Annotated in this window: 22 protein-coding genes, 1 tRNA gene and 2 pseudogenes; 14 read left to right on the top strand and 11 right to left on the bottom strand. The window is 46.6% G+C overall.

The genetic code is table 11. The features are described 5' to 3' along the window. Nucleotides 1-21: 21 nt before the first annotated feature. Nucleotides 22-669: an L-fuculose-phosphate aldolase gene (fucA, locus tag U0008_RS01950; RefSeq protein ID WP_043490552.1), complete on the bottom strand. Its 648-nt coding sequence runs from the start codon at nucleotides 667-669 to the stop codon at nucleotides 22-24. Between the two features lie 657 nt (nucleotides 670-1,326). Here fucA and fucP point away from each other — a divergent pair. The 6 genes and pseudogenes from fucP (at nucleotide 1,327) to mdoC (ending at nucleotide 8,772) form a co-directional block, all read left to right on the top strand. Further along, nucleotides 1,327-2,646 (top strand): L-fucose:H+ symporter permease, encoded by a 1,320-nt coding sequence (fucP, locus tag U0008_RS01945; protein ID WP_025798615.1) that lies wholly within the window; start codon nucleotides 1,327-1,329, stop codon nucleotides 2,644-2,646. Between the two features lie 52 nt (nucleotides 2,647-2,698). Continuing rightward, a pseudogene (gene fucI / locus U0008_RS01940) lies at nucleotides 2,699-4,489 on the top strand (L-fucose isomerase). 302 nt (nucleotides 4,490-4,791) lie between these two features. Next, a complete protein-coding gene (fucK, locus tag U0008_RS01935; protein ID WP_043490548.1) occupies nucleotides 4,792-6,255 on the top strand; it encodes an L-fuculokinase in 1,464 nt (487 codons plus the stop codon). Nucleotide 6,256: 1 nt separating this feature from the next. Then, nucleotides 6,257-6,682, top strand: coding sequence for an L-fucose mutarotase (gene fucU / locus U0008_RS01930; protein ID WP_043490545.1), 426 nt, complete (start codon nucleotides 6,257-6,259; stop codon nucleotides 6,680-6,682). Between the two features lie 79 nt (nucleotides 6,683-6,761). Beyond that, complete coding sequence (gene fucR / locus U0008_RS01925; RefSeq protein ID WP_043490543.1) at nucleotides 6,762-7,517, top strand: L-fucose operon activator; 756 nt, start codon at nucleotides 6,762-6,764, stop codon at nucleotides 7,515-7,517. A gap of 178 nt (nucleotides 7,518-7,695) precedes the next feature. Then, nucleotides 7,696-8,772, top strand: coding sequence for a glucans biosynthesis protein MdoC (gene mdoC / locus U0008_RS01920; protein WP_043490540.1), 1,077 nt, complete (start codon nucleotides 7,696-7,698; stop codon nucleotides 8,770-8,772). 42 nt (nucleotides 8,773-8,814) lie between these two features. On the opposite strand, the gene U0008_RS01915 is transcribed toward mdoC, so the two are convergent. Further along, a complete protein-coding gene (locus U0008_RS01915; RefSeq protein ID WP_043490538.1) occupies nucleotides 8,815-9,543 on the bottom strand; it encodes a YggN family protein in 729 nt (242 codons plus the stop codon). 14 nt (nucleotides 9,544-9,557) lie between these two features. After that, nucleotides 9,558-10,484 (bottom strand): glutaminase B, encoded by a 927-nt coding sequence (gene glsB, locus U0008_RS01910; protein ID WP_025798602.1) that lies wholly within the window; start codon nucleotides 10,482-10,484, stop codon nucleotides 9,558-9,560. 207 nt (nucleotides 10,485-10,691) lie between these two features. On the opposite strand from glsB, the gene U0008_RS01905 reads away from it, so the two are divergent. Further along, the gene (locus U0008_RS01905) at nucleotides 10,692-11,186 is read left to right on the top strand and encodes a hypothetical protein (protein WP_043490535.1); all 495 of its coding nucleotides are present in this window, start codon (nucleotides 10,692-10,694) and stop codon (nucleotides 11,184-11,186) included. A gap of 132 nt (nucleotides 11,187-11,318) precedes the next feature. On the opposite strand, the gene U0008_RS01900 is transcribed toward U0008_RS01905, so the two are convergent. Continuing rightward, nucleotides 11,319-11,645 carry a YggL family protein gene (locus U0008_RS01900; RefSeq protein ID WP_025798599.1) on the bottom strand — a complete coding sequence of 109 codons (327 nt, stop codon included), beginning with the start codon at nucleotides 11,643-11,645 and terminating at the stop codon, nucleotides 11,319-11,321. Beyond that, nucleotides 11,645-12,361, bottom strand: coding sequence for a tRNA (guanosine(46)-N7)-methyltransferase TrmB (gene trmB, locus U0008_RS01895; RefSeq protein ID WP_025798597.1), 717 nt, complete (start codon nucleotides 12,359-12,361; stop codon nucleotides 11,645-11,647). Before trmB ends, U0008_RS01900 begins: the two co-directional genes overlap by 1 nt. Before the next feature lie 346 nt (nucleotides 12,362-12,707). Between trmB and mutY the strand changes: the two genes are divergently transcribed. The 3 genes from mutY to mltC all read left to right on the top strand — a co-directional run bounded on the left by mutY (nucleotide 12,708) and on the right by mltC (nucleotide 15,252). Next, nucleotides 12,708-13,766, top strand: coding sequence for an A/G-specific adenine glycosylase (gene mutY, locus U0008_RS01890; RefSeq protein WP_025798594.1), 1,059 nt, complete (start codon nucleotides 12,708-12,710; stop codon nucleotides 13,764-13,766). Nucleotides 13,767-13,817: 51 nt separating this feature from the next. Continuing rightward, complete coding sequence (locus tag U0008_RS01885; RefSeq protein ID WP_025798592.1) at nucleotides 13,818-14,090, top strand: oxidative damage protection protein; 273 nt, start codon at nucleotides 13,818-13,820, stop codon at nucleotides 14,088-14,090. 82 nt (nucleotides 14,091-14,172) lie between these two features. Next, nucleotides 14,173-15,252: a membrane-bound lytic murein transglycosylase MltC gene (mltC, locus tag U0008_RS01880; RefSeq protein WP_025798590.1), complete on the top strand. Its 1,080-nt coding sequence runs from the start codon at nucleotides 14,173-14,175 to the stop codon at nucleotides 15,250-15,252. A gap of 136 nt (nucleotides 15,253-15,388) precedes the next feature. On the opposite strand, the gene nikR is transcribed toward mltC, so the two are convergent. From nikR to speFL, 5 genes are all read right to left on the bottom strand, one after another. Continuing rightward, nucleotides 15,389-15,850 carry a nickel-responsive transcriptional regulator NikR gene (gene nikR, locus U0008_RS01875; RefSeq protein ID WP_043490531.1) on the bottom strand — a complete coding sequence of 154 codons (462 nt, stop codon included), beginning with the start codon at nucleotides 15,848-15,850 and terminating at the stop codon, nucleotides 15,389-15,391. A 76-nt stretch (nucleotides 15,851-15,926) separates the two neighbouring features. Further along, entirely contained in the window at nucleotides 15,927-16,595 is a 669-nt protein-coding gene (locus U0008_RS01870) for a glutathione S-transferase family protein (RefSeq protein WP_025798586.1), read from the bottom strand. A gap of 154 nt (nucleotides 16,596-16,749) precedes the next feature. After that, complete coding sequence (gene potE, locus U0008_RS01865) at nucleotides 16,750-18,072, bottom strand: putrescine-ornithine antiporter (RefSeq protein WP_025798584.1); 1,323 nt, start codon at nucleotides 18,070-18,072, stop codon at nucleotides 16,750-16,752. Nucleotides 18,073-18,190: 118 nt separating this feature from the next. Further along, entirely contained in the window at nucleotides 18,191-20,353 is a 2,163-nt protein-coding gene (speF, locus tag U0008_RS01860) for an ornithine decarboxylase SpeF (RefSeq protein ID WP_043490527.1), read from the bottom strand. 326 nt (nucleotides 20,354-20,679) lie between these two features. Continuing rightward, entirely contained in the window at nucleotides 20,680-20,784 is a 105-nt protein-coding gene (gene speFL, locus U0008_RS01855; protein WP_016361109.1) for a leader peptide SpeFL, read from the bottom strand. A gap of 517 nt (nucleotides 20,785-21,301) precedes the next feature. Between speFL and U0008_RS01850 the strand changes: the two genes are divergently transcribed. From U0008_RS01850 to U0008_RS01835, 4 genes and pseudogenes are all read left to right on the top strand, one after another. Continuing rightward, nucleotides 21,302-21,377: transfer RNA gene (locus U0008_RS01850), tRNA-Phe, on the top strand. Nucleotides 21,378-21,878: 501 nt separating this feature from the next. Further along, nucleotides 21,879-22,016 (top strand): annotated as a pseudogene (locus tag U0008_RS01845) (IS3 family transposase); the annotation flags it as partial. Between the two features lie 319 nt (nucleotides 22,017-22,335). After that, complete coding sequence (locus tag U0008_RS01840; RefSeq protein ID WP_043490522.1) at nucleotides 22,336-23,340, top strand: nucleotidyltransferase family protein; 1,005 nt, start codon at nucleotides 22,336-22,338, stop codon at nucleotides 23,338-23,340. Beyond that, nucleotides 23,340-24,275, top strand: a complete 936-nt coding sequence (locus U0008_RS01835; RefSeq protein ID WP_043490520.1) for an S-4TM family putative pore-forming effector — start codon at nucleotides 23,340-23,342, stop codon at nucleotides 24,273-24,275. The genes U0008_RS01840 and U0008_RS01835 overlap by 1 nt, the downstream gene beginning before the upstream one ends. A gap of 299 nt (nucleotides 24,276-24,574) precedes the next feature. On the opposite strand, the gene U0008_RS01830 is transcribed toward U0008_RS01835, so the two are convergent. Then, nucleotides 24,575-25,342 (bottom strand): hypothetical protein, encoded by a 768-nt coding sequence (locus tag U0008_RS01830; RefSeq protein WP_043490518.1) that lies wholly within the window; start codon nucleotides 25,340-25,342, stop codon nucleotides 24,575-24,577. Nucleotides 25,343-25,881 lie beyond the last annotated feature (539 nt).

Here is a 25,881-nt window from a genome sequence, read left to right as displayed (position 1 = left end):
GTGAGAAATATTGTCGCCACGCTACTCTTCCACACGCAGGCCGTAAGTCTTGAATTTCTCCAATACAATGGCGATTTCTTCATCAGACAAGACCGGTACCGGATCAACGATTGGCAACGTTACCAGATAAAGCTCGGCTAAAACTTCAACTTCGTGGGCCAGCCATAAAGCCTTTTGTAAATTGGCTTCGCAGGCAATCATGCCGTGATGCTGTAACAGCGTGGCTTTACGATTTTTCAGCGCAACGGCAACATGCTCGGAAAGTTGTTTGGTACCAAACGTCGCATAAGGCGCGCAGGGGATGGTGCTGCCACCGGCGGCGGCAATCATGTAATGAATGGCTGGGATTGGCCGATTCAGAATAGAAACCGCCGTGCAGTTCACGGCATGGTTGTGCACCACCGCGTTGGCTTCTGGACGCGTTTGATACGCAATCTGATGGAAGCGCCATTCACTTGAGGGCACTTTCCCCTCCTCGTGTTTCCCATGCTGATCGATATAAACAATATGTGACTCGGTCAAATTCTCATAAGGGATGCCCGTTGGGGTAATCAGCATTCCATCGCGGTAGCGCACGCTGACATTACCCGCAGTCCCCTGATTTAAGCCCAGACGTGTCATTTCCAAGCAGGTATGAATTATTTCGCGAGCTAATGAGTCTCTTTCCATTTGTTGCCTCTCTGATTATTGATGGAATCAGTCATTTAAAAATAACGGTGTTGGTAACTGTCATATTTATCCTGTAGAGAACAACAATAAAAAACCTGATTAAAATATGTGACACAGCTCAATAGAATTACATCACCGCCATATAAAAAGCCCACAAATAGAAAAATAAAAATGTCCGTTTAATTTTCATTAAATAAAAACGGGCAAATCTATAAAAATAAACAGAGAACTGACCGTTTAAATTAAAAACAAAATAATCGGGCATTCTATTTGTGTTTTTTATGTCTTATTTGATTAAAACTGGCATGTTTTTTGATTTATTAAAGTGACTACCTTCACATTTCCACCCCCAATAATATTGAATGTGACTGAACTCATACTTTTAGTGCTTTTTTGTTTTAAGAATAGCTTCACTTACCGCATAAACGGCATGATTGCACCCCGCCTCCGATTGAACGGAGAGTGCCTGAACGTGTTGCTGCGGAAGAAGAACAGATTTATGCCAAAAATAATTGGAGTTGCTTCCAGGCGGCAAGAGAGTCAATCCCGATGAGCTGACTTTAGCCAGTGATTCAGGTGGCCAAGCCTAGCCAACGCGAAGCAGCTTCAAGTATGAAGGGTATACACAATATCTCTGTATGACCTAACGAGGGCGCTATGGGAAACGTTTCAATCCAGTCAGAAAACTACCGCGTTGCCAGTCATGAGCGCAAAGGGAATTATTTAATTCCATTTGCATTATTATGTTCACTTTTCTTTTTATGGGCTGTCGCTAACAACCTAAATGATATTTTACTGCCTCAGTTTCAGCAGGCATTTACCTTAACTAACTTTCAAGCTGGGCTGATACAGTCAGCATTTTACTTTGGTTACTTCCTAATCCCTATTCCTGCCGGAATATTAATGAAAAAACTTAGTTATAAGGCAGGGATTATTACTGGGTTATTATTTTATGCCATTGGCGCCGCACTGTTTTGGCCTGCCGCCGAGGGAATGAATTATACCTTATTTCTTATTGGCTTATTTATCATAGCCGCGGGACTTGGCTGTTTGGAAACGGCGGCTAATCCTTTTGTTACCGTATTAGGGCCAGAGGAATCAGGACATTTCAGAATTAATCTAGCCCAAACCTTTAATTCATTTGGTGCCATTATTGCCGTCGTTTTTGGTCAGGGGCTAATTTTATCTCATGTTCCTCATCAGCCAGCCGAAGTGTTAAGCCAAATGGCGCCAGAGCAGCTCGCGGCCTATAACCACAGCTTGGTGCTGGCGGTTCAGTCGCCCTACATGATGATCGTGGCCATTGTACTGTTTGTCGCCTTGCTGATTGCCTTCACTAAATTCCCAACCATTCAAAGTGATGCGCATAGCGGTGACAAAGGCGGTTCCCTGCTGGCTTCGGTATCACGTCTGCTACGTATCCGGCATTGGCGCTGGGCCGTATTAGCGCAGTTCTGCTATGTCGGTGCTCAAACCGCCTGCTGGAGCTATCTGATCCGTTACGCCATTGAGGAGCTTCCAGGCACAACGCCAGGATTTGCCGCCAATTATCTCACTGCCACCATGGTGTGCTTCTTCATCGGGCGTTTTAGCGGAACGTGGCTTATCCGTCACTATGCACCGCACAAGGTTTTAGCCATCTATGCCTTTATTTCCATGCTGTTATGCATCATTTCCGCAGCGGCCGGCGGCCACGTTGGCCTTATCGCGCTAACGCTGTGCAGCATGTTTATGTCTATCCAATATCCGACCATTTTCTCCTTAGGGATTAAGGGATTAGACCAAGACACCAAATACGGTTCATCCATTATTGTTATGACCATTATCGGCGGCGGCATTGTCACACCGGTCATGGGATTTGTTAGCGATGCGGCGGGCAACATTCCAACCGCAGAACTGATCCCGGCGCTGTGCTTCGCCATCATTTTCATCTTTGCCAAGTTCAGATCAAACATCATGCCGCGCGCAACGGCTTAAGCAATTCAACCTTAAGAAAGACAACCTACCGATTAACGTGAGGAAAATAAGAATGAATAGCCAACACCAGACCCTACAAAACCTGCCCAAAATTGGTATCCGCCCAGTCATTGATGGCCGCCGCATGGGTGTACGCGAGTCCCTTGAAGAACAAACAATGAATATGGCGAAAGCCACCGCGCAGCTATTAAGCGAGCAGCTGCATCACGCCTGTGGCGCTGCAGTAGAGTGCGTGATTGCCGATGGCTGTATTGCGGGCATGGCGGAGTCTGCCGCCTGTGAAGATAAATTCAGCCGCCAGAATGTGGGATTAACCATCACCGTCACCCCTTGCTGATGCTACGGCAGCGAAACCATCGACATGGACCCAATGCGCCCAAAAGCCATCTGGGGATTTAACGGCACCGAACGCCCAGGTGCGGTTTATCTGGCAGCCGCGCTGGCGGCACATAGCCAAAAGGGCATCCCTGCGTTTTCTATTTATGGCCACGATGTGCAAGACGGTGGCGATGACAGCATTCCAGCCGACGTAGAGGAAAAACTCCTACGCTTTGCGCGCGCTGGTTTAGCCGTCGCTAGCATGAAAGGCAAAAGTTATATGTCGCTGGGCGGCGTCTCAATGGGGATTGCCGGCTCCATCGTTGATCATAACTTCTTTGAATCTTGGCTCGGTATGAAAGTGCAGTCGGTGGATATGACCGAACTACGCCGCCGTATCGATCAGAAGATTTACGATGCCGAAGAGCTTGAACTCGCGCTTTCGTGGGCGGATAACAACTTCCGCTTTGGGCCAGATCTTAACGCCGACCAATATCGTCGTTCGCCAGAAAGCAGCCGAGCGGTATTACGTGAAAGCTTGCTGATGGCCATGTGCATTCGCGACATGATGCAGGGCAACGAAAAACTGGCTCAGCAAGGATTCGTCGAGGAATCACTAGGCTATAACGCGATTGCGGCGGGCTTCCAAGGCCAGCGTCACTGGACCGATCAATACCCTAATGGCGATACCGCAGAAGCGTTGCTCAATAGCTCGTTCGACTGGAACGGCGTGCGTAAACCGTTTGTGGTAGCCACTGAAAACGACAGCCTCAACGGCGTCGCGATGCTGTTTGGGCACATGCTCACTGGCACCGCTCAGGTATTCGCCGACGTTCGTACCTACTGGTCACCTGAAGCGGTAAAACGCGTAACCGGAAGTGACCTCACCGGTCATGCCAAAGACGGCATCATCCATCTGATTAACTCCGGCTCTGCGGCGCTAGATGGCTCATGCCGTCAGCTTGACGCTCAGGGCAACCCAACCATGAAACCGCATTGGCAAATCAGCCAGAAAGAAGCGGATGCCTGCCTGCAAGCAACCGAATGGTGCCCTGCGATCCACGAGTATTTCCGTGGCGGCGGCTATTCATCTCGTTTCCTAACCCGCGGCGGCGTTCCTTTCACCATGTCCCGCGTCAATATCATCAAAGGCATTGGGCCAGTATTGCAGATCGCAGAAGGTTGGAGCGTTGAGCTGCCTAAAGACGTGCATGACACGTTAGATAAGCGTACCAACGAAACATGGCCAACCACATGGTTTGCCCCACGCTTAACCGGCAAAGGGCCGTTTACCGATGTGTACTCTGTGATGGCGAACTGGGGTGCTAACCACGGCGTGCTGACCATTGGTCACGTAGGTGCAGATCTGATTACGCTGGCATCGATGCTGCGTATTCCAGTGTGTATGCATAACGTGGAAGACGGCGAAATCTACCGTCCATCGTCATGGGCCGCGCACGGCATGGATACCGAAGGACAGGATTATCGTGCCTGCCAAAACTACGGGCCTTTGTATAAAAAATAATGCGCGGAGTGACCCCCTCCCAGCCTCCCCCTTCACAGGGGGAGGAGCATACCGAGTTCGGTTTGTGTCACTTAACAGCAGGGAATTTACCCCCTTCCGGCCTCCCCCTTCACAAGGGGAGGAGCATACCGAGTTCGATTTGTGTCACTTAACGGCAGGGAATTCACACCCTTCCGGCCTCCCCCCTTCACAAGGGGAGGAGCATACCGAGTTCGGCTTGCGTCACTGAACGGCTCCCTCCCCTGACAAGGGGAGGGTTGGGGTGGGGTAAACCTGTTTATATTTATTCACTAGGAGCCACCATGAACCATGATGTGGTGATCATTTTAGACTGCGGTGCCACCAATATTCGCGCTATGGCGATAGACGCCAAAGGCATTGTGGTCGCTAAGGCGTCCACCGCCAATGCGAGCCAGCCCGCCGCAGAAAATGACCAATGGCATATCTGGTCATTAGATGACATTTTGCAGCGCTTTGCCGATTGCTGTCAGCAGCTCATGCCACAGCTAAACGGCTACCACATTCATGCGCTGAGCGTGACCACCTTTGGCGTTGACGGTGCGCTGGTCGATAAAAACGGCGAATTACTCTATCCGGTGATTAGCTGGAAGTGTCCGCGAACGGCCGCGATTATGGAGAAAATCGATCGCTATATTACGCCCGGCGAACTGCAAACCATTTCCGGCATCGGCCAATTTAGCTTTAATACTTTGTATAAGCTGATCTGGATAAAAGAAAATCGGCCTGAATTATTAGAACAAGCACATGCATGGCTGTTTATTTCCTCGCTGATTAACCACCGGCTGACCGGCGAATTCACCACCGATCGCACCATGGCTGGCACCAGCCAGCTACTCGACGTGCGCCAAGAAACTTTTAGCGAGACTATTTTACAACGCACTGGCCTCCCCTCTTCGCTCTTCCCGCGCATGGTCGCCGCAGGGGAGCATGTTGGCAATTTATTACCGAAAATGGCCGCGCGTTTTGGCATTCCCGTAGGCACTCCGGTGATTTCCGCCGGTCATGATACCCAGTTTGCCCTGTTTGGCTCCGGTGCCGAACTCGATCAGCCCGTGTTGTCATCCGGTACATGGGAAATTCTGATGGTTCGCACACCACAGGTGAATACGTCGCTGCTGCCGCGTTTTGCCGGTTCGACCTGCGAACTTGATAGCTGCCAAGGCCTGTTCAACCCCGGTCTTCAGTGGCTAGCGTCCGGCGTGTTGGAAAGAGTGCGCCAGCTTTATTGGCCTAACGAAAAAATCCCCGATGCCTACGCCCAAATGATTACCGAAGCTGGCGCCATTCGCCCCGGCGCGGAAGGCCTGCGCATGAACTGCCAACTGCTTGATAACCACGCTCAGGCGGGTTGGCGCGGCATGCGTTTGCACACCGAGCGTGGGCATTTCTACCGCTCCGCTCTCGAAGGACTTTCTTGGCAACTACAGCAAAATCTCGCAGTGCTAGAAAACATTGGGGGGTTTGCTTCTAAGGAATTACTGCTGGTTGGCGGCGGCAGCCGAAACATGCTGTGGAATCAGATTAAAGCCGATGTTTTAAATCTTCCGGTCAAAGTGCTGCACGATGCAGAAACCACCGTGTTAGGCGCTGCGATGTTCGCTTGGAGCGGTGTGGGTTACTACGATTCGCCAGAACAGGCTCGCCAGCAGGTGAATTATCGCTATCAATCTTATTATCCCGGCGAGCAAAGCGAGATCTATCAATCTCTTGCCCACGAAAATAATCTGCTTAAGGAAGGAGTATAAAATGCTGAAAAATATCTCTCCGCTGATCTCACCTCAATTGCTCAAGACCTTGGCAGAAATGGGACACGGCGATGAAATCATTTTTTCCGATGCGCATTTTCCCGCTCATAGTATGGGGCCGAAAGTCATTCGAGCCGATGGGCTGCGCGTCAGCGATTTACTGGCCGCCATCATCCCGCTGTTTGAACTCGATAGCTACGCCCCGCCGTTGATCATGATGGCTGCGGTTGAAGGCGATACGCTGGATGCCAGCGTGGAGCAGCGCTATTTGCAGGCATTATCGAGCCCCGATCGCCGCGATCTGTCGGTCACTCGTATCGATCGCTTTGCCTTTTACGAACGAGCCCAAAAGGCCTTTGCGATCGTCATCACAGGCGAGACGGCTAAATACGGGAATATACTGTTAAAAAAAGGGGTGACGCCTTAATCTCTTGCTCTGGATTTAACCATGCGCCAGCCATTAGGCCAGAACTCGGCGCATGGTTTTTCGTGAGAGGAGAGCCATCGTGAAAACAGATCGCCATCAGGCCATCGTACAACTCATCCGACAGCATGAAACCCTGACCACTGAAGATCTTGCCGAACTGCTGCACGTTAGCAAGGAGACGATCCGACGCGATCTTAATACGCTACAGGCGCAAGGTAAGATCATCCGCCAACACGGCCGCGCCAAAAGCATCAAGCGCGATACGCAAGACAACGGCGATCCCTTCAGCGCTCGCTTGAAAAGCCACTTCACCAGCAAAGCCGACATCGCGCGCCAAACGCTTCCATGGATCGATGCGGGAATGACGATTGCCCTTGATGCCAGCTCAACCTGCTGGTATTTGGCGAAACAATTACCTGATATTGATATCACCGTGTTCACCAACAGCGTGCGCATTTGCCAAGAACTGTCGAAACGAGAGCATATCCAGCTCATCAGCTCCGGCGGCCTGCTACAGCGTAAGTATGCGTGCTATGTCAATCCAGCCATCCTTTCACAGCTCAAAGAACTCGAAATCGATCTCTTTATCTTCTCGTGTGAAGGCATTGATAGAGAAGGTATTTTATGGGATTCAAACAGCTATAACGCTGAATTTAAATCGCTGCTGCTTAAGCGTGCACTACAATCTTTATTACTGATAGATAAAAGCAAAATGAATCGCACCAGTGAAATAAAGATTGGTGGCATTAGCGATGTGGTGCAGGTGATAACGAACTTAGAAATGCCGGAAACTGACGCTTTGTCGGAAGCTGAAGATGAGGGTATCAGCCGTTAGTATGAAGTCTTACTTAAGCACGGATTAATCCAAAAATGCATGCGAACACTTGCCGGATAGGCATTATCTCCCTAGAGTTACGCCACTTTATGGCTTATCTGACAGGATTTTTAGGTATAACGCATTGGCTAAAACTATCCAACGAGAACACTATCTAGACTATATCCGCGCTACGCTCATGCTGTTGGGGATACCTTTTCATGTTTCACTGGTCTATTCAGCCCACCATTGGGTGGTGAATAGCACGCCAGAAAGCCTGACTCTCAGCTTATTTAATGATTTCATCCACGCCTTTCGTATGCAGGTCTTCTTTGTTATTTCAGGCTATTTTTCCTGCATGCTGTATCAGCGATACCCGCTAAAAAAATGGCTGAACGTTCGCCTAACGCGATTATTGATCCCGATGGCAACCGCGATGGTGCTGATCACGCTGCCCCAGTTCTGGTATATCCTGCATCACACTTCGGGGATCGGCGATTGGGATCAGGCTAATGTGTGGCAAAAAGCCAATATTTGCGTGTGGTATCTGGTTTCACACCTTTGGTTTTTACTCACGCTAAGTTTGCTTACCGTCATCAGCGCGCCGCTGCTCAACGCTATCGTGAATCGCGGGCTTTGGAGCAAAGTACCAACCCACATGTTATTGCCAATTTTCATCGCATTAGGCGTTGTTTTTGCCGTTCTACACAAGCTTTGCGCGACCTTCATGCCTGAGATTACCGGCTCGGCGTTATTTAACTTTTTAGTGGTGAATACGTTGATGTATTTCCCGTTTTATTTGCTCGGTGCCGTGGCATTCGTGCACATAAAACATAAAGAAAATATTACGCGGGTGTCATTCAGCGACGGTCTGATTGCTGCGGCGTCGGTGGGATTATATCTATTGAATGAAAACACACAGGTCTTCGCACCGCTTCAGCTCAGCGTGCAGTTTTGCCTGATTTTCATCATTGGTCTGACGATGACTAAAGTCGTACTTACGCTGGGTCATCGCCTGTTAAATCGCGAGTCGCGCGGCGTGACCTACTTTGTTGGCGCATCGCTGTTTATCTATCTGGTACATCATCCACTGACGATTATTTACGGCAGCCTGATGGAAACCGCACATCCGAACCCATTTATTGGATTCATTATTGGCGTCACGCTGGTGGTATTAGGATCGTTAGCGCTGTATGAAATACATCGCCGCGTGCCTCTGTTGCGCTACCTGTTTTCGGGTAAACCGCAGAAACCTGTCGTAAATTCACTGAAATGATGAAATTTGCCAACCGCTTGGGCTGGCAAATTATTGTCTCACTTACGCCTTTGGCAGCTCTTTAATCAGCGCCTGACGCTGGTTATCGAGCGTAGTAATGCGCGTACAAACGTCTTTCCCGAAAGCTTTGAAGTCATCATCCTGCTTGCTCCACTCGGTACGGATCGCCTGCTGTAACCCACCCAGATTGCCCATGATGGCCTGTAACGGGTTATCGGACTTGGTGGCATTCGCAGCCTGTTTCAGCCCCATCTCATTGATGCTGTCTTGCAGAACACCACCCATGGTCTGGTTGACTAAATTCTGGCCTTCCTGCTCAACTTTAGAAATGGCTTGATGATGGAAGGTATACCCATCGCTGCGCTTTTCTAGAATTTTTTGCATCTGCTCTTTGAGCTGAGAATCCAGTTTGGTCAGGCGGTTACGAATGTTGCTGTCGCTACCCACCTGCTCAACGATCACTTTATCCAGCGAAACACGAGCCTTTTCTAAACGCTGCTGAGCCCCCTGATCGATCCACGGAAAATCAGTACGAATACCCGATTGCAGATTTACCGCCTGCTGTTGCGCTTTAGCACTTAGCGCTACGGCTTTGCCATCGCGGGTCATATTGCCGTTTTTATCAATGGTGAGATTTCCGCTGGCACCCACAATCTGTACCTGCTGCGGATTAATGATGATGTCATCCTGCGGTTTAACGTTACATTCCCATGCCGCCTGTGCCTGCCACGCGGTTAGCATCAGCAGAGATAACCCTAATTTACGAATCATGCGTTCTTTCTCTCCTAAAAAATCGAGCGGCCAATGCGCTGAGCCAAGATCTCAAGCGCGGCGGTTCCCGCCAGTGAGTTACCAGAGGCATCCAGTTCCGGACACCAAACTGCGATACTCATTTCATGTGGAACAACGGCAATAATGCCACCGCCCACGCCTGACTTGCCGGGCATTCCGACACGATAGGCAAATTCGCCAGCGCCATCATACATACCGCTAGTGACCATCATGGCATTAATCTGGCGGTTCTGCCGCTCATTGATGAGAGGCTCATCCAGCGCAGGAGAATGCCCGTTATTGGCAAGATAGACAAAAGTGCGCGCCAGTTCCATACAACTCATTCTTAAAGCGCAGTAATGGAAGTAGGTTTGCAGCACCGTAATCACGTCATTTTCGAAGTTGCCAAACGACTTCATCAGATAAGCAATAGCCGCATTTCGATCTGAATGTTCAAACTCAGAGCGCGCAACGCGTGCGTCATATACGATATCCGGCTCGCCGGACAGCGCCCGCACCACTTCCAGCATACGCTGCTTAGGTGCGCTCAGACGCGACTGGAGCATATCGCACACCACCAGCGCACCTGCGTTAATAAAAGGGTTGCGCGGCTTCCCCTGCTCCAGCTCAAGCTGCAACAGCGAGTTAAACGGCTGACCAGACGGCTCTTTACCGACCCGCGCCCAAATATCCGATTCCGCATAGCGGCTCAGCGCTACGGTCAAGCTCAATACTTTAGAAATCGACTGAATAGAAAAGCGCTCGTCTGCGTCACCGGCCTGATAGGTTTCGCCATCGACGGTACACACGGCGATCCCCAGCTTATTCGCAGGCACTTCAGCCAAAGCCGGAATATAGTCCGCCACTTTGCCCTGCCCGATCAAAGGGCGTACCTGAGCCAGAATATCTTCCAGCAGTTGATTACTCAGCTTAGTCGCCACACGCTACTCCACAATGCATCCAAAATACGTTCATAACGGGCGGGAGGATAAAGCAAATGCGCCGGAACGGAAAGGAGTAGCAGAGAGATAACGTGGATACAAAATAACTTTGCGAACAGCATTCCATAACCTGTGGTTCTCACTAGAAGATTAAAATAATCAGGGCTAGATTGCGCAAATTATCGCTATGGACAGAGAGTAAATTACATGGAATTTCTAGCGCTAAAACAGGGGGGCTTCACCCTGCATCTATGCCATTTCAGCATCCATAATCAACCGTTTACCTGTTTGTTTTCTTTGGTAGATCTTGATGATGACAGTTACTTGATATTTAGATCTGAGGAGGTTGGTTTTTTATTGCAAGAACCTAGCTATGACGTCAAATTCGATCGCCAAGATAACTTCGAATCTGGTCATTTTTATGCCTCTCCGGTTTCACAAATAACGCGCTTTGGTTATCGAGAACTATTGATGCTTGGCGAGATTCTTACTCAAATTATTGAACAGCATTATCAAACATTTAATGCTAAATCCTATTTTGCCAACGCTGAAAATTTACGCTTAAAACATTTCTACGATAGGCTTGTAAGCAGAAGCGAAAATAGGTTAAATTTTGAACTCAGCAACAATATTGGCCCCGGAGAACTCGGTTATGCTTTCAAGACCCCCTGTTTCAGAACTCAAAAAAATGACGGTGCGTGAACGAAAGATTTTAGGTATGCAACTTGCTAAACAAGCCTTCGATTTGGCAGTCAAAAACGATAAAATTGTGCGGATACCCTTCGCAAAACAATAAAAAACCCGCCGAAGCGGGTTTTTTTATACCTGTGGAAATCAATCCCACCAAACATCAAACAGATCGCTCACGACAACATTTTTCATGCCGTGTGCTTCTAGCCAGTCTTTAACCAGCTTCTGATGTTCTTCGGTGCACTGACCGATCTGCTGCAGGCAAATCAGACCTTCCCATGCCAGATAGCCACTGCCATCAAATGCCAGACCGTTTGGCTCAATCGCTTCATCGATGAATTTATCAACGGTAGTGTCGATAATGTCGATACCGGTGCCTTCTTCAAAGTTCCAGCTTACGCTGAAACCCAATTCCTGAAACTCATCGATATGCATCTTTTTACGCAAACGACGGCTGCGGTTTTTAGCCATTATTCTACCCTCTCAAACATCAAATCCCAGTTGCCATGCCCCAAACGCTGACCACGCAGTTCAAACTTCGTTAATGGACGCGAGTCCGGCCGAGGGACGTATGTATTATCGCTGGACAGGTTTTTGTAACCCGGTGCGTTGTTCATCACTTCCAGCATATGCTCAGCGTAGTTTTCCCAGTCAGTTGCCATATGGAAAACGCCGCCGATTTTTAATTTGCTCTTAATCTGCTGTGCAAACGGAGCTTGTACGATACGGCGCTTATGATGGCGCGCCTTATGCCATGGATCGGGGAAGAATAGCTGAACCATTGCCAGCGAACTCTCCGGGATCATCTCTTCCAGTACTTCAATCGCATCATGGCACATCACGCGTAAGTTAGTGATGCCCGCTTCATGAGCTGCGGCCAAACATGCACCCACCCCTGGCGAATGCACTTCGATGCCGAGGAAGTTTTTCTCAGGATGCTGCTGCGCCATGGTAACCAACGACGCGCCCATACCAAAGCCGATTTCAAGCACGGTAGGCGCTTCACGGCCAAACAAAGCCACCAGATCCAGCGGCTGTGGCTGAAAATCTACGCCCATCACCGGCCAGAAGTTATCCAGCGCAAACTGCTGCCCTTTGGTCAGACGCCCTTGGCGGCGAACAAAACTGCGGATACGGCGCATAACGCGGCCGTTCTCATCAAATTCCGGTGATACAACGTCATTCATAGTGGTGCTTCATCTGCCTGAATGTGGATGTTTAACATAAAGTGAGCGCGCATTATGCAAAATTGGCCCGTTTTAACAAGTTTTGATTTTAACAGCTACTGGCAAGCTCTAGTCAGAAACTTTCATTAATTAGCGTTAATCGTTGAATAAAACGCGTATTAATCATCGTTATCACATCACCCTTTTAGGTATAACCAGCTCTCTGCGGATAACAGGAAATCGCCTATTCGCACCCGCTTGAGAAAGATCCGGTTTACAGCAGGTAGGCTCTGTGCTGCAATCGCTGCCTATTTTTATCGGCCTCGCTTTCTTAACCAGCGCGGCCTAATGGGAACTCTTCACGCTTATGATGCTGGCGCAACAGTTCGCGCAGTCGGTGCTAACTTGGTACGACCGCTACGGACGCAAAACTTTGCCGTGGCAAAGTCCAAAAACACCCTATCAAGTATGGCTTTCAGAAGTCATGTTGCAACAAACGCAGGTTGCGACCGTGATCCCCTATTTTCTGCGCTTTATGGAAAAATTCCCTGACGTGCGAGCGCTCGCCGCTGCGCCTCAGGATGAAGTTTTGCACCTGTGGACCGGCCTCGGCTACTACGCCCGTGGGCGTAATCTACATAAAGCCGCGCAAACCATCGTTGAAAAGCACGGCGGTGAATTCCCAACCTCTTTTGAAGAGGTCTGCGCGCTGCCCGGCGTTGGACGTTCTACCGCGGGCGCTATTCTCTCTTTATCGCTTGGCCAGCATTACCCTATTTTAGACGGAAACGTAAAACGCGTATTGGCCCGCTGCTATGCGGTTGACGGTTGGCCGGGCAAAAAAGAGGTTGAAAACCGTCTGTGGCAAATCAGTGAAGAAGTCACTCCGGCCAAAGGCGTCAGCCAATTTAATCAGGCGATGATGGATTTAGGCGCGATAGTTTGCACGCGCAGCAAACCAAAATGCGAACTGTGCCCGCTGAGCAGCGGATGCATGGCTTACGCCAACAACAGTTGGAGCCAGTATCCGGGTAAGAAACCGAAGCAGACTATTCCCGAACGAACCGGCTATTTCTTAATGATGCAAATAGGCGATAAGGTCTGGCTGGAACAGCGTCCTAACGTTGGGCTATGGGGTGGCTTGTACTGCTTCCCACAGTTTGCCAGCGAAGACGAATTACGTCAGCACGTTGAGTCTTTGGGCATAGGTCAGCCAAAGCTTCATCAGCTAACCTCATTTCGCCATACCTTTAGCCATTTTCATTTAGATATCGTGCCAATTTGGTTTGATATAACACAGCACAGCCACTGCATGGATGAAGGAACTGGACTCTGGTATAACTTAGCCCAGCCACCGTCTGTCGGTCTGGCAGCCCCCGTGGAACGTTTATTGCAGCAGCTGGTAAAAGAGCCTGTTGCTAAGTGAGAGCTATGACTTTCAATAAACTGAACCAGGCTCACCACATGAGGAATAATCATGAGTAGAACGATTTTTTGTACATTTCTGAATCAAGAAGCCGAAGGGCAGGATTTCCAGCTATATCCCGGTGAACTGGGTAAGCGGATCTATAACGAAATCTCTAAAGAAGCGTGGTCGCAGTGGATGTCGAAACAAACCATGCTCATCAACGAGAAAAAGCTCAACATGATGAATCCTGATGACCGAAAACTGCTGGAACAGGAAATGGTGAAGTTCCTGTTTGAAGGCCACGACGTGCATATCGAAGGTTACACGCCGCCAAGTCAGTAAGCTTATTAATGAGTATATTGCGGGTTTAATCATGTTAAGCCCGCGATTTGAGACCCATTTTTCATCCAATATGGCTGTGAAGATGAAGAAAGTTTTAGCATTGATCCTGATCGCACCCTTGCTGATCTCTTGTTCTGGAAAGAAAAATACTCAGGACAGCGAAGCCTTTGTCAAAGATACCAATGGCTTCGATATTTTGATGGGACAGTTTGCCCATAACATTGAAAACATTTGGGGCATTAACGAGGTACTGATTGCGGGTCCAAAAGACTACGTAAAATATACCGGTCAATACCTGACACGTAGCCATATCAACTTTGATTCCGGCCAGATCACCATCGAAACCATCTCACCAACCGATCCCGCAGCCAGTTTAAAACAGGCGATCGTGAGCACTTTGCTGATGGGTGACGATCCGGGGTCTATCGATCTCTATTCTGATGTGAACGATATTCAGATCAGTAAAGAACCCTTCCTGTATGGGCAGGTGCTAGATAACACCGGGCAGCCTATTCGCTGGCAGGGGCGCGCCAGTAACTTTGCCGACTATCTGATCCAGCATAAGCTGATGAAACGTACGTCTGGCCTGCACGTGATTTACTCCGTAACCATTCAACTGGTGCCTAACCACTTGGATAAGCGTGCGCATAAATATCTTGGCATGGTGCGCAAAGCCTCTGAAAAATATGGCGTTGATGAGTCATTGATTCTGGCTATTATGCAAACAGAATCCAGCTTTAACCCGTATGCGGTAAGCGGATCGGATGCGCTCGGTCTGATGCAGGTGGTTCAGCACACGGCGGGTAAAGACGTATTCGTGCAGAAAGGGAAATGGGGCACGCCAAGCCGTAGCTATCTGTTTGATCCAGAAAACAATATCGATACAGGTACTGCCTATCTGGCGATTTTGCAGAACAACTATTTGGGTGGTATTCAGAACCCAACTTCACGCCGCTATGCCGTTATTACCGCCTATAACGGTGGGGCAGGTAGCGTGCTGCGCGTGTTCTCCAGCGACCGTAACCGCGCGGTAAGTATCATCAACCAGCTAACGCCGGGTGATGTGTACGAAACGCTAACCAATAAGCACCCATCGGGCGAATCTCGTCGTTATCTATACAAAGTTAACAACGCCCAGAAGAGCTATCGTCGCGGGAAGTAGGTTTTTGCATTAATCCTATCCAGCCTCCCCCTTCGCTGGGGGAGGTTCCGGCCGAGTATTCTATTGAACACCGAACGGTTACCTTTCCTGCTTAGGAGAGGTTAGGGTTAAATGTGGGAAATGCTATAACTGGAAATTAATCATGCTGATGGTGGTGATGCCCTTCCCCATCTTCATGCTGATGTTCATACTCTTCGCCCGGCACAACCAGCAGTTTACCGTAGCGAACGCCTCGTTCGGCAATCACCTTCTCGGCTAATCCTTTCACTTTTCCCGTCGCGCCTTTCAGCAAGGAAACTTCTAGGCAACTGCCGTGATCGAGATGCACATGCAGGCTTGCAAGGGAGAGATCGTGATGATCGTGGAAGCTTTTCGTCAGGCGCTTAGAAAGCTCACGCGCTTCATGATCGTAAACGTAAAACAGCGCAGCCACACAGTTGCTGGTTTCATCGTTCGACGTTGGCGTTGCCGTAGCTTGCAGCCCTGCCCGAGCCAAATCACGAATCGCCTCTGAGCGGTTTTGGTAATTACGTTCTTTGATGATGGCATCAATTTCGGCCATCAAATCGTCGTCCAATGAAAGAGTGACTCGTTGCATAAAGTTAATTCCTGAAGCCGTGTAATTATTCAGAGTATGACATTGTTCCTATGCTGAAAAAAACGACCTCGGTCAGCTAATCCATCAACTCCATTGGGCCACCTTTCTCTAACGCCAGCTGATAAGCCGGTCTGGCATGCAAACGCTTCAATAAACCACGCGCATGAGGGGCTTTATCTAAACCAGTACGGATATTCATCGCCTCGAGTGGGAAACTCATTTGTATATCAGCCAGACTAAAATGATCGCCAGCAAACCAGTTATTTTTGCTCAGATGATTTTCAATAAAACGAAGATGCGTCGCCAGTTGCTGATCGAGATAACCGCGCTGCACGCCTTTGCCGAGCAGGCTTCCAATTGGGCGAATCAGCCACGGAACCGGCGCTTTTCCCAAACGATTAAAAATCAGCTTCATCACCAATAACGGCATTAACGATCCTTCGGCATAATGCAGCCAGTATCGGTATTGCATGCGCTCTGGTTTTTCTTGTGGCTTTAGCAGCGCCGAATGGTCATAGGTCTCTTGAAGATATTCAAGAATGGCGGCTGATTCCGCAATGGTCCACTCTCCATCAGTCAGAACCGGCGCTTTGCCCAGAGGATGAATTTTCTTCAGCGATTCAGGTGCCAACATAGTTACTGGGTCGCGTTGGTATTGCTCAATCTGATAGGGCAACCCAAGCTCCTCTAGGGTCCAAAGCACACGGTGGGAACGCGAATTGTTAAGATGATGAACCGTAATCATTGGCTAACTCCGCTGGCTGATGTTTTCTAACTATAGACAGCAGTGACAAAATCACACAGAAGATTACGCGCATGAGAAAAAACAAAGAGAGCCACTGATGGGCTCTCTTCATGGGGTAAAACAAGTATTTAATAAGCTTGATTAAAAACCGCTATTAAACATTTTTGTCCTGCATTTCAAAGCGTGGAGAAATAAGACCGTATAGCGTCCATCCTAAGAAGGTCACAATCGCACCGTACATCATGGCTTCTTCGCCAGATGAATAAAGCGCATAGAAGCTATACATCGCACCGATAAACGCGATGATATTCGCCATACGCGCCTTGCTAGGATTAACCTTCGCCACTTTCTGGATAATAACCAACGCCGCCATTGAAAGGATGTACGGAATAATGTTGGTCACCACCGCTAAGTTAACCAACACGTTAAACTGTTTGTTCAACGACGGACTGATGGTCATTAAAGACAGCACGGTCTGGATGATCACGATAACGATCATGCCTTTTACCGGTGCTTCAGCTTTGGTTAATTTAGAGAAAACTTTAGGGAAATAACCTTCATCCGCAGAAGACTTAAATACCTGCGCGATGGTGAACTGCCAACCCAGCAATGAACCTACGCAGGACATAATCATCAGAGCCATGATGATCTTACCCACGCCCGGGGTGAACATTTGGGCAAACGCTAAACCAAACGGCGCGGTTGAGTTAGCCAAATCCATGTTTGGCACAATACCGGCAATCACGTTGGTAGAAACAATATAGATAACCGCTGCGCCTAACGTCCCGCCTAGTACGGCAATGGGAACATTACGTTCTGGGTTATCAACAACGTCGGTATTCGCACAGGCTGATTCTAAGCCCAAGAATGCCCACAGCGTCATGGCAATAGAAGAACCAACGGCCTCAAATACAGGTAAATGATGCGGGTTCCATGATTGCACGTACATGGTTGGGCTAAACCAGAACCAACCGATAATGGAAATCCCAACCACAGGGATGATTACGCCCCAAACGGTCACGCCGCTAATACGGCCAGTGATGCGCGCGCCACCGAAGTTAGCAATAGTCGCCAACCACAGCACGCCGATAGTCGCGATGCAAATGCCCAGAGGGGTAAGGTTCGCTCCCATTAATTCGGTACCGTAACCTACGGCCGAAATGGCGATTGCCACGTTAGCAATCAGCAAAGATACACCGTAGGTGTAGTTCGCCATAAAGTTACCGGATTTGCCGAAAGCATATTCCGCATATCCGCCCATACCGCCTGATTTACGGCTAAACATCCCGCATTTAGCAAACGCATAGGCCAAGGCCATCGACCCTAACGCGGTCACCAGCCATGAAACGATGGAAAGCGTACCCACTTCCGCTAATTTGGTCGGCAACATGATGATCCCTGACCCCATCATGTTAACCGCTGTCAAAATTGTGAGCTGAACGACGCCCATTTTGTTACTGCTTTTAGACGTACTCATAAACAATCTCTCTTATGAAATCTATTGGCGGAGAGCTGGAAACGTCGCAGCTCCCCGCTGTTTCTTTTATCGGAAAATCAGTTTCGGCCAGTACCCCTGCCGAGAAAAGATTTCTAATTTATTGTTTAATAACATAACCATAAGCACGTTTACGTCCATCCTCATCCTGTTGGATATAGACACCCTGTAATTCAGGTGCGAACCCTGGCAGCAGGTTAATGCCCTCTTCCAATGCCAAGAAGTAACGCTGTACAGAACCGCCCCAGATTTCACCTGGGACGACGCACAGAACACCTGGAGGATAAGGAAGTGCACCTTCAGCGGCGATGCGGCCTTCAACCTGATTCAGCGCAACCAGTTCAACGTTGCCACGAACAAACTCGATATTTGCCTGCTGTGGATTCATCACCACTTTCGGGAAGTGAGCTTTACGGAACATCTCTTTTTGCAGCTGTTTCACGTTATGGCTGACATACAGGTCATGCATTTCCTGACACAGCTGGCGGATGGTGTAACCCTGATAACGTTCTTCGTAGTTTTTGTAGATGGATGGCAACACTTCTGACAGTGGCGCATCTTCTTCTAACAAGCGTTCGAAACGAGCGATTTGCGCGACAAGATGCTGCATCTTCGCCATATCTTCCGCAGGCGTCATCAGGAACAGGATTGAGTTCAGGTCACATTTTTCAGGGACAATGCCATTCTCACGCAGGAAGTTGGCAAGGATAGTCGCTGGAACACCAAACTTATCGTATTCACCGGTTTGCACGTTGATACCCGGCGTGGTCAGCATCAGTTTGCATGGGTCTACAAAGTACTGATGTTCTGCATAGCCTTCAAATGAGTGCCAGCGTTCGCCAGGGATGAAGTCGAAGAAGCGCAGATCGTTAGCCATTTCTTCGGTATCAAAATCTTCCCACTTACGGCCATCGATGGTTGCAGGAACGAACGGACGAATGTGTTTGCAGAGTTTTAACAACAGCTTACGTGTTTCGATACCGACTTTAACGCAGTCCATCCACATGCGTTTTCCGCTTTCGCCTTCATGCATCTTGGCGTTCACATCAAGCGCAGCAAACAATGGATAGAATGGGCTGGTTGACGCATGCATCATGAAAGCATTGTTCATGCGTTTATGATTTACATAGCGATCTTGGCCTTTGATATGTTTATCTTTTTTGTGGATCTGTGAAGTCTGAGAGAAACCAGCCTGTTGTTTATGAACGGACTGAGTCACCAAAATACCAGGATCGTTTTCATTCAGCTCTAACAGCAGAGGAGAACAATCATTCATCATTGGAATGAACTGTTCGTAGCCTACCCATGCAGAGTCAAACAGGATGTAGTCACACAGATGACCAATTTTATCAACGACTTGGCGGGCGTTATAGATAGTACCGTCGTAGGTACCTAACTGAATAACCGCTAAACGGAATGGGCGTTTTTCTGAAGAGCGTTCTGGAGCCACTTCACGCACTAAATCACGCAGGTATTTCTCTTCAAAACAATGGGAATCAATACCACCAATAAAGCCAAACGGGTTACGCGCAGTTTCCAAATATACCGGTGTTGCACCCGCCTGAATTAACGCACCGTGGTGGTTAGATTTATGGTTGTTACGGTCAAATAACACTAAATCACCCGGAGCCAACAACGCATTCAGCACCACTTTGTTCGAAGAAGAAGTCCCGTTTAATACGAAGTAAGTTTTATCGGCGTTAAAGACTTTGGCCGCATGCATCTGCGCGGTGCAAGGAGCGCCTTCATGGATAAGCAGGTCACCCATTGATACGTCAGCGTTACACAGGTCAGAACGGAATAATGTTTCACCAAAGTAATCAAAGAACTGACGGCCTGCTGGGTGGCGACGGAAGAACTGGCCGCCTTGATGTCCTGGGCAGTCAAATGCGGCGTTACCCTGCTGCACATATTCAACGAGGCTACCAAAGAAAGGAGGTAAAACGTCTTTCTCATATTTAACTGCAGCGGCCTCGAGCTGTTTGCCGTAGAAATCAACGTTGCCATCGCACAGCTCAAACACGCCAGTCACGCGTGGCAGCACTTCTGCTGGCAATTCTTCTTCGCAGCAAACGGCAACAAAAACAGGAATACCGAAACCAGTTTGTTCAATCGTATCCAGCGTGCCTGAAACCGCATCTTCCACAGAAATAACGGCAGCGGATACATCAGTAAAGTTAGTATTATTAATATCTACAGTTTCACGTTCAGTACTAAAGCATTCAGAGGTGTTGGTATTAACTGCTATTTTTAATTTTTCCATTTTATTTATGGTCTCTTATTTTATTAATAGTCATTAATTTAGGGTAAAGCATAGCCGTCAGATATTCCCCTTAGGGATCCGAAGCGTCATTATTTTTTAAAGGCAATATTACCCTGCAATAATTCAGGTTATTGAATTACTGGAATAGGTAGATAAATGCCAGGTGGCTAAGCCACCAGATTGGCGCATGAGTTGATTGGGATAGTCAAAATCTGCTTACCGAATTATGGATAAAACTAGACTATTCAGCTAGATACTAGATTCACCAACAAATGAGATCGGGCAAGCATGACGATCCGCAACAACGGACGCCGTAGGAGGGGGGATTATTTAGAGTTGAAAAGGTGAAAGTCAAAGCAGCTACGATGGGCCATCATCATCAGATGAGTGACGCGTCGGATATGCGGCATAGCTTTATTGTTATTTTCCATTTCCTATTTCCTCTTTATGTGGAAACCGAGGACATTGTAACCTGTGCGATTATGTAAACCGTGATATTTATCACTATTACGAGGTATATAATAAATAAAAAAATATTATTGTCCAGCCTTGAATGCATATTTAAGCATCGCTAATAGTTAGTAATATGTAACGAATTCCTTTTATCTGTATTATTAAAATAAATCCTATCATTAAAGGAATTCGGCAACATTGAATTTTTTAGCTTATACAAATAATGCGGTTTTATTATAAATTGATAAGTAATTGTAAAAAATATGTTTTGTAATTAACTTCCTCAAAATGTTTGATATGACTTTTTAAGTCAAAAAAGTGCTTAAAAATTCATCTTATGAATTGAGATTACAAGGCATATAATTTTAAGCAATGGTATTTGTCTGCCAAGATCCGCGTCTCATCGCCAGTAATGCGTCATTATTGAGCGCTTAAACCATGAAAGTGATAAATTTATTGACGCGGCGCCGCTGATACGGTTTAATGCGCCCCGTTGCCCGGATAGCTCAGTCGGTAGAGCAGGGGATTGAAAATCCCCGTGTCCTTGGTTCGATTCCGAGTCCGGGCACCACTATTCAAAGAAACCAGCCTACGGGCTGGTTTTTTGCTTTCTGGCGCTCTGGCAGATTTCTGGCCATCTACGCTTCAGCATGCCAGTTCCTTGTTAGCGACATTCGGTTTTACATTTCCCCTTAGCAACACACTATTCCTCCGGTCACGGTTACAGTATCGACTTGTCTTCAAACTACAGTTAACATTATTCCCATCTTGTAAACCTAGCTGGTGAATTCATCACAGCAAAACTGCATCAGGTCGTTGTCCGGTCTAGAGAAGGAAAAATCATTATCAACTCCCTTCTGATTCTTCAAATAAACCACCATGCCAGCGAGCTTGCTCAAATTCTTATAATACCTGAAAAGATTCCCTGACCTTGTTCATGGTTTTCAATTAAATCAGTTATGAGCGCTCGTACAAACCAACTTACTCCCATCTTCAGTAAGTAATAATAAGAGTGCCACTACATTGCATTGTCGCTTGAATTCTCAGTCATTCAGAGGACTGAATCGCCACGGTTTTAGCAACATGGAAAGAAGCCCGCAGCGATATTTTTGATTACATCGCAATGTTTTATAACAGTAAGCGTCGGTATGGCTCGAGCGATCAGATACCACCGACGGAATATGAAAATCAATATTATCAACGGCCCTGAAGTATCTAGATTACCCGTGGAGATTCAGCTAATGACATTTAAGGTAGACTTAAATCTATACTCATAGCTCGGTGAGTATAATTTTTAGTACCTTATTTAAAATGTAAATTTTACAATCGCGGTAATACCGCATCCTTCCTGCATTCACACTTTTACTTTGTTCTACATCAATAGAAATGAAAACTTGCCTAATGAAAATCACAACATAGTGTGTATAAAATAAAAAAAAGCACCATATGTAGTAAAAGTAATTTCCCATATGCATTCCCTTCAGACGGGTCACTTTTACTTTGCGTAGTACCAGCACAAGGAAAAAAAGATGCCTTATCAAGTCAGTACTGCTTTCAACAGTCTCATGAACAACTTTGTCAATCTGGACGCAGATGAAACACGTAGTGGAAGAAGAAGCCGTGACTGGCTGGTCGATGAGCAGTTGACCAGCTTTCCAGATAAAGATGATAAGTTCCCACTTTTAAGCAGTACGCCTAAAATGTGGTTTGGTTCATTCTCCAGAAGAACAAAAATTCGCGAACTTGATGATATCGATATGATGATTGTCATGCATGCTGAAGGCAGTACTTACACTCAAATCGGCAACACGTTCTTTATATCCCCAGGTGCTAATTCCCGTTTCCAAAACTATCTGAACGATACCAATGAGTGGGTAAATTCGCGAAGAATCGTCAACAAATTTGTTTCATGTCTGAAATCTGTCCCTCAATACGCAGCCGCTGATAGCAAGCGTCAAGGAGAGGCAGCGACTCTCAATCTGAAATCCTATACATGGAATTTTGATATTGTCCCTGCCTTCATCACTAAATCCGACAGCTATGGAAACTCGTTTTACCTGATTCCAGACGGCAACGGTAACTGGAAACAGACCGACCCACGTATTGATAAAGACCGTGCGACCGCAGTGAACCAAAAACATAGTGGTAAGGTATTGAATGTTATCCGATTAGTTAAGTACTGGAAACGTAAACGAGGTGTACCGGCAATCGGTTCGTATTTACTCGAAACGATTATGCTCAACCACTATGACGCACTTGCGAAAGATTCAATGTCAGAATATCTCGATGTCGAATTTTCAGATGCTTTACAAGCATTAGCTTCTGCGATAGTTGGCTATGTTGGAGATCAAAAAAACTTCCAAGGTGATATAAATAATTTAAGTTCAGAGGAGCAGGAAAAGGTGCGCGAAATGGCACTTGAAGATGCCAACAATGCAAAAGAGGCTCTATCAATTGAATTTGATGACCCTGAAAAATCAGGGAAAATATGGCAGAAAGTATTAGGTAAAGATTTTCCTGTAGGTGACGCATAATGAACGGTTTCTATGAAAAACAAAATGAACCTCATATGCTCAAACTTCTGGCTGGTCAGCGTCAGATCTATTCTGATGTAAAAGCTATTCTGATGAAAAGTTTTTGCGCAGGAGTAGTTATGCCATCAGTTCTATCATTCATTTTCTTTGTAATGAGTTTTTATCCGGGTTATACGGCACCTTGGGTAAAAACACTTCTTACGATCTACGGATTGGCATTCTTTATAATCAACCACTTTATACTGGAACATATCAGTAACTGTAAGAAAAAAGCAGCTCGCATTCAAGAAGAATACGACACTCGTCTATTTGACATGGAGTGGAATGATATACTTGCTGGTAAAAAAACACCTATATCAGAATGTATGGAGTATGCTCAGAGGTACTTAGACTCTGAAGGTAATAAGAATATTCGTGATTGGTATCTAAATTCCCCGCTTAAAGTCCCATCATTGCTAATGGTGCTTCTATGCCAAAGTAAAAATATGAGTTGGGATGCAAACCTAAAAAGAAAAACATCAATGCTTTTAAGTATTGTTTTAACAGTGAACATACTCATGTTTGCGATAACACTCATCTTTGCAAATCCAACATTTTTAGAATTTATAGCATTTGTAGCGATTGTGCTCCCGACTTACCAGTTCTATTATCGATACGTTAGTGAGAACAAAAAATCTGTTGCTCGTGCTGATGAGCTACGACTTGTTATAGAAAATACTCTTCGTGAAGCTGCAGAAACGCTTAAGTTTGATCAAAAAAAGATCTTAAAGACAACACGATCCATCCAAGACCAGATATTTAGCTACAGAGCATCAGGCAATCCTGTTCCTGATTTTATACATAAGAGAAGCAGGGTTAAAGATGAAGAAAGATATGACAGAATATTTCAGGAATATGCTGCACAGTTAGACACGGTTGAATCGGTGCCATCTTAATCACTTTATGTTTGCCAGTCATCACCAACTAAATTACATTTAGTAATTCAGTACTGTCGAAACAACCAATTTATTTCTGTTGAGATAAAAATCAACGAACTACGAATCGGATAATGATATTTAATGACAAGAAACCGGGATGATTTAATAAACGAACGAAAAATGATTTGGCTCTACATGCCAGCTATCTTTGCTCTCGGTGTAAATGCTCAACTGTTGGGCCAAGTGATGAAGGAGAAAGTGCCGTCACGATGATTGGTGTTGCAGCCCATATTAGTGCTGCGGCTCCCGACACTGGTTCACTTGTTATCCTTTCTTGACACGAGAAGTTGATGCGATTCCTTCAGGGATAAGGCCAATGTTTCATTCTCCCTAATGAGACTGTTATCAGCCTTTATGCCCTCTGCACAGGATTCATTTAAAAAATCCAAAGTTTCCTGATCATCATCTAGGCATTCATAGCTTCCTGAATAAAATTCTTCACACCTTGCGTTACTATCTTTGTCGATGTAACCAATACATTGAATCATCCCCTTAACAACCTCAGCAGCAGAAAAAATAAAGTAGCCACACTCACTTATATAGTCTTCAACATCAGAAATCATATAAAAATAGTGCATAACGTCTTTTGCAATTTCAAATTCACTTTTAATCATAGCTACTTCACATTCTAGTTCTTTCAAAACTTCAAGCTTTATGGAAAGTTTACATTGCTTTTCATGAGCAGTTTCTTTCTTAAACGACTCGCTACCTTTCGCCCTGACATTTATTCTTTCTTCTATGGCATAAATATAAGCTGGATATATCCGCGACCACACCTGGTTTACTTTTAGGATTAATCGGTCCCTTTTCAGCCTTTCTTTTTTAGCTATGAATTCTGCATATAGTGCTGCATCCTCTTCGCACCATACATCAATCTTTCGCTTATAACCCGGTTTTAATTCTTTCCCTACGCATACAGGAAACAAAGGATCAACGGCCTTTAAGTATTCAAACTCACTCAGATAGAATCCTGTATCACAACGATTAAATAATTGTCTAAATTCTTTCCCACTTAAGGTTTTCATTATACCGCCCACTTCATTTTCGTTACAGCAAAGTCAACAAGGTAAAACTATAAACACTCTTATACAACCAATTGATAATGTTAAAATGTAAGATAATCTAAGACAAGCATAACTTCGTTCAATTCCTTACTGCCATACTACTTACACCATGTGTAAAACGTAGCTAGGAAATGGTGTTCTTGCGGCAAAGTACCCGGGCAGAAACCCCGACTTCTGCCTCGCCGAAGAGTACTGATGTTCTGTTCGACGGAAAATCGTTTCCTCATTGAGTTGCCCTCACGTTACTGATGAATACGCTACTGACATCGCGGTGTATTAATCAACGGGGAGCAGGTCACAAGGTCAAATTTGATATACCACTTCAAAGCAAGGCTTACTATTTACTCACTGGTTTGTTGATCTAGCACTGATTTCTACGAACTGAGCCTTTCTTTATGAGCCTCGCTTGTTAGCATTACATTCTTGTAATTCAAGTATGTATGACCTTTCTTGGGTTATAAACATGACTCGCTCGCCACATCAACAACAAGAAGACGACT

The organism is Hafnia alvei (genome assembly GCF_034424155.1).
Lineage (GTDB): Bacteria > Pseudomonadota > Gammaproteobacteria > Enterobacterales > Enterobacteriaceae > Hafnia > Hafnia alvei.
This window is presented reverse-complemented; position numbering and strand designations above follow the sequence as displayed.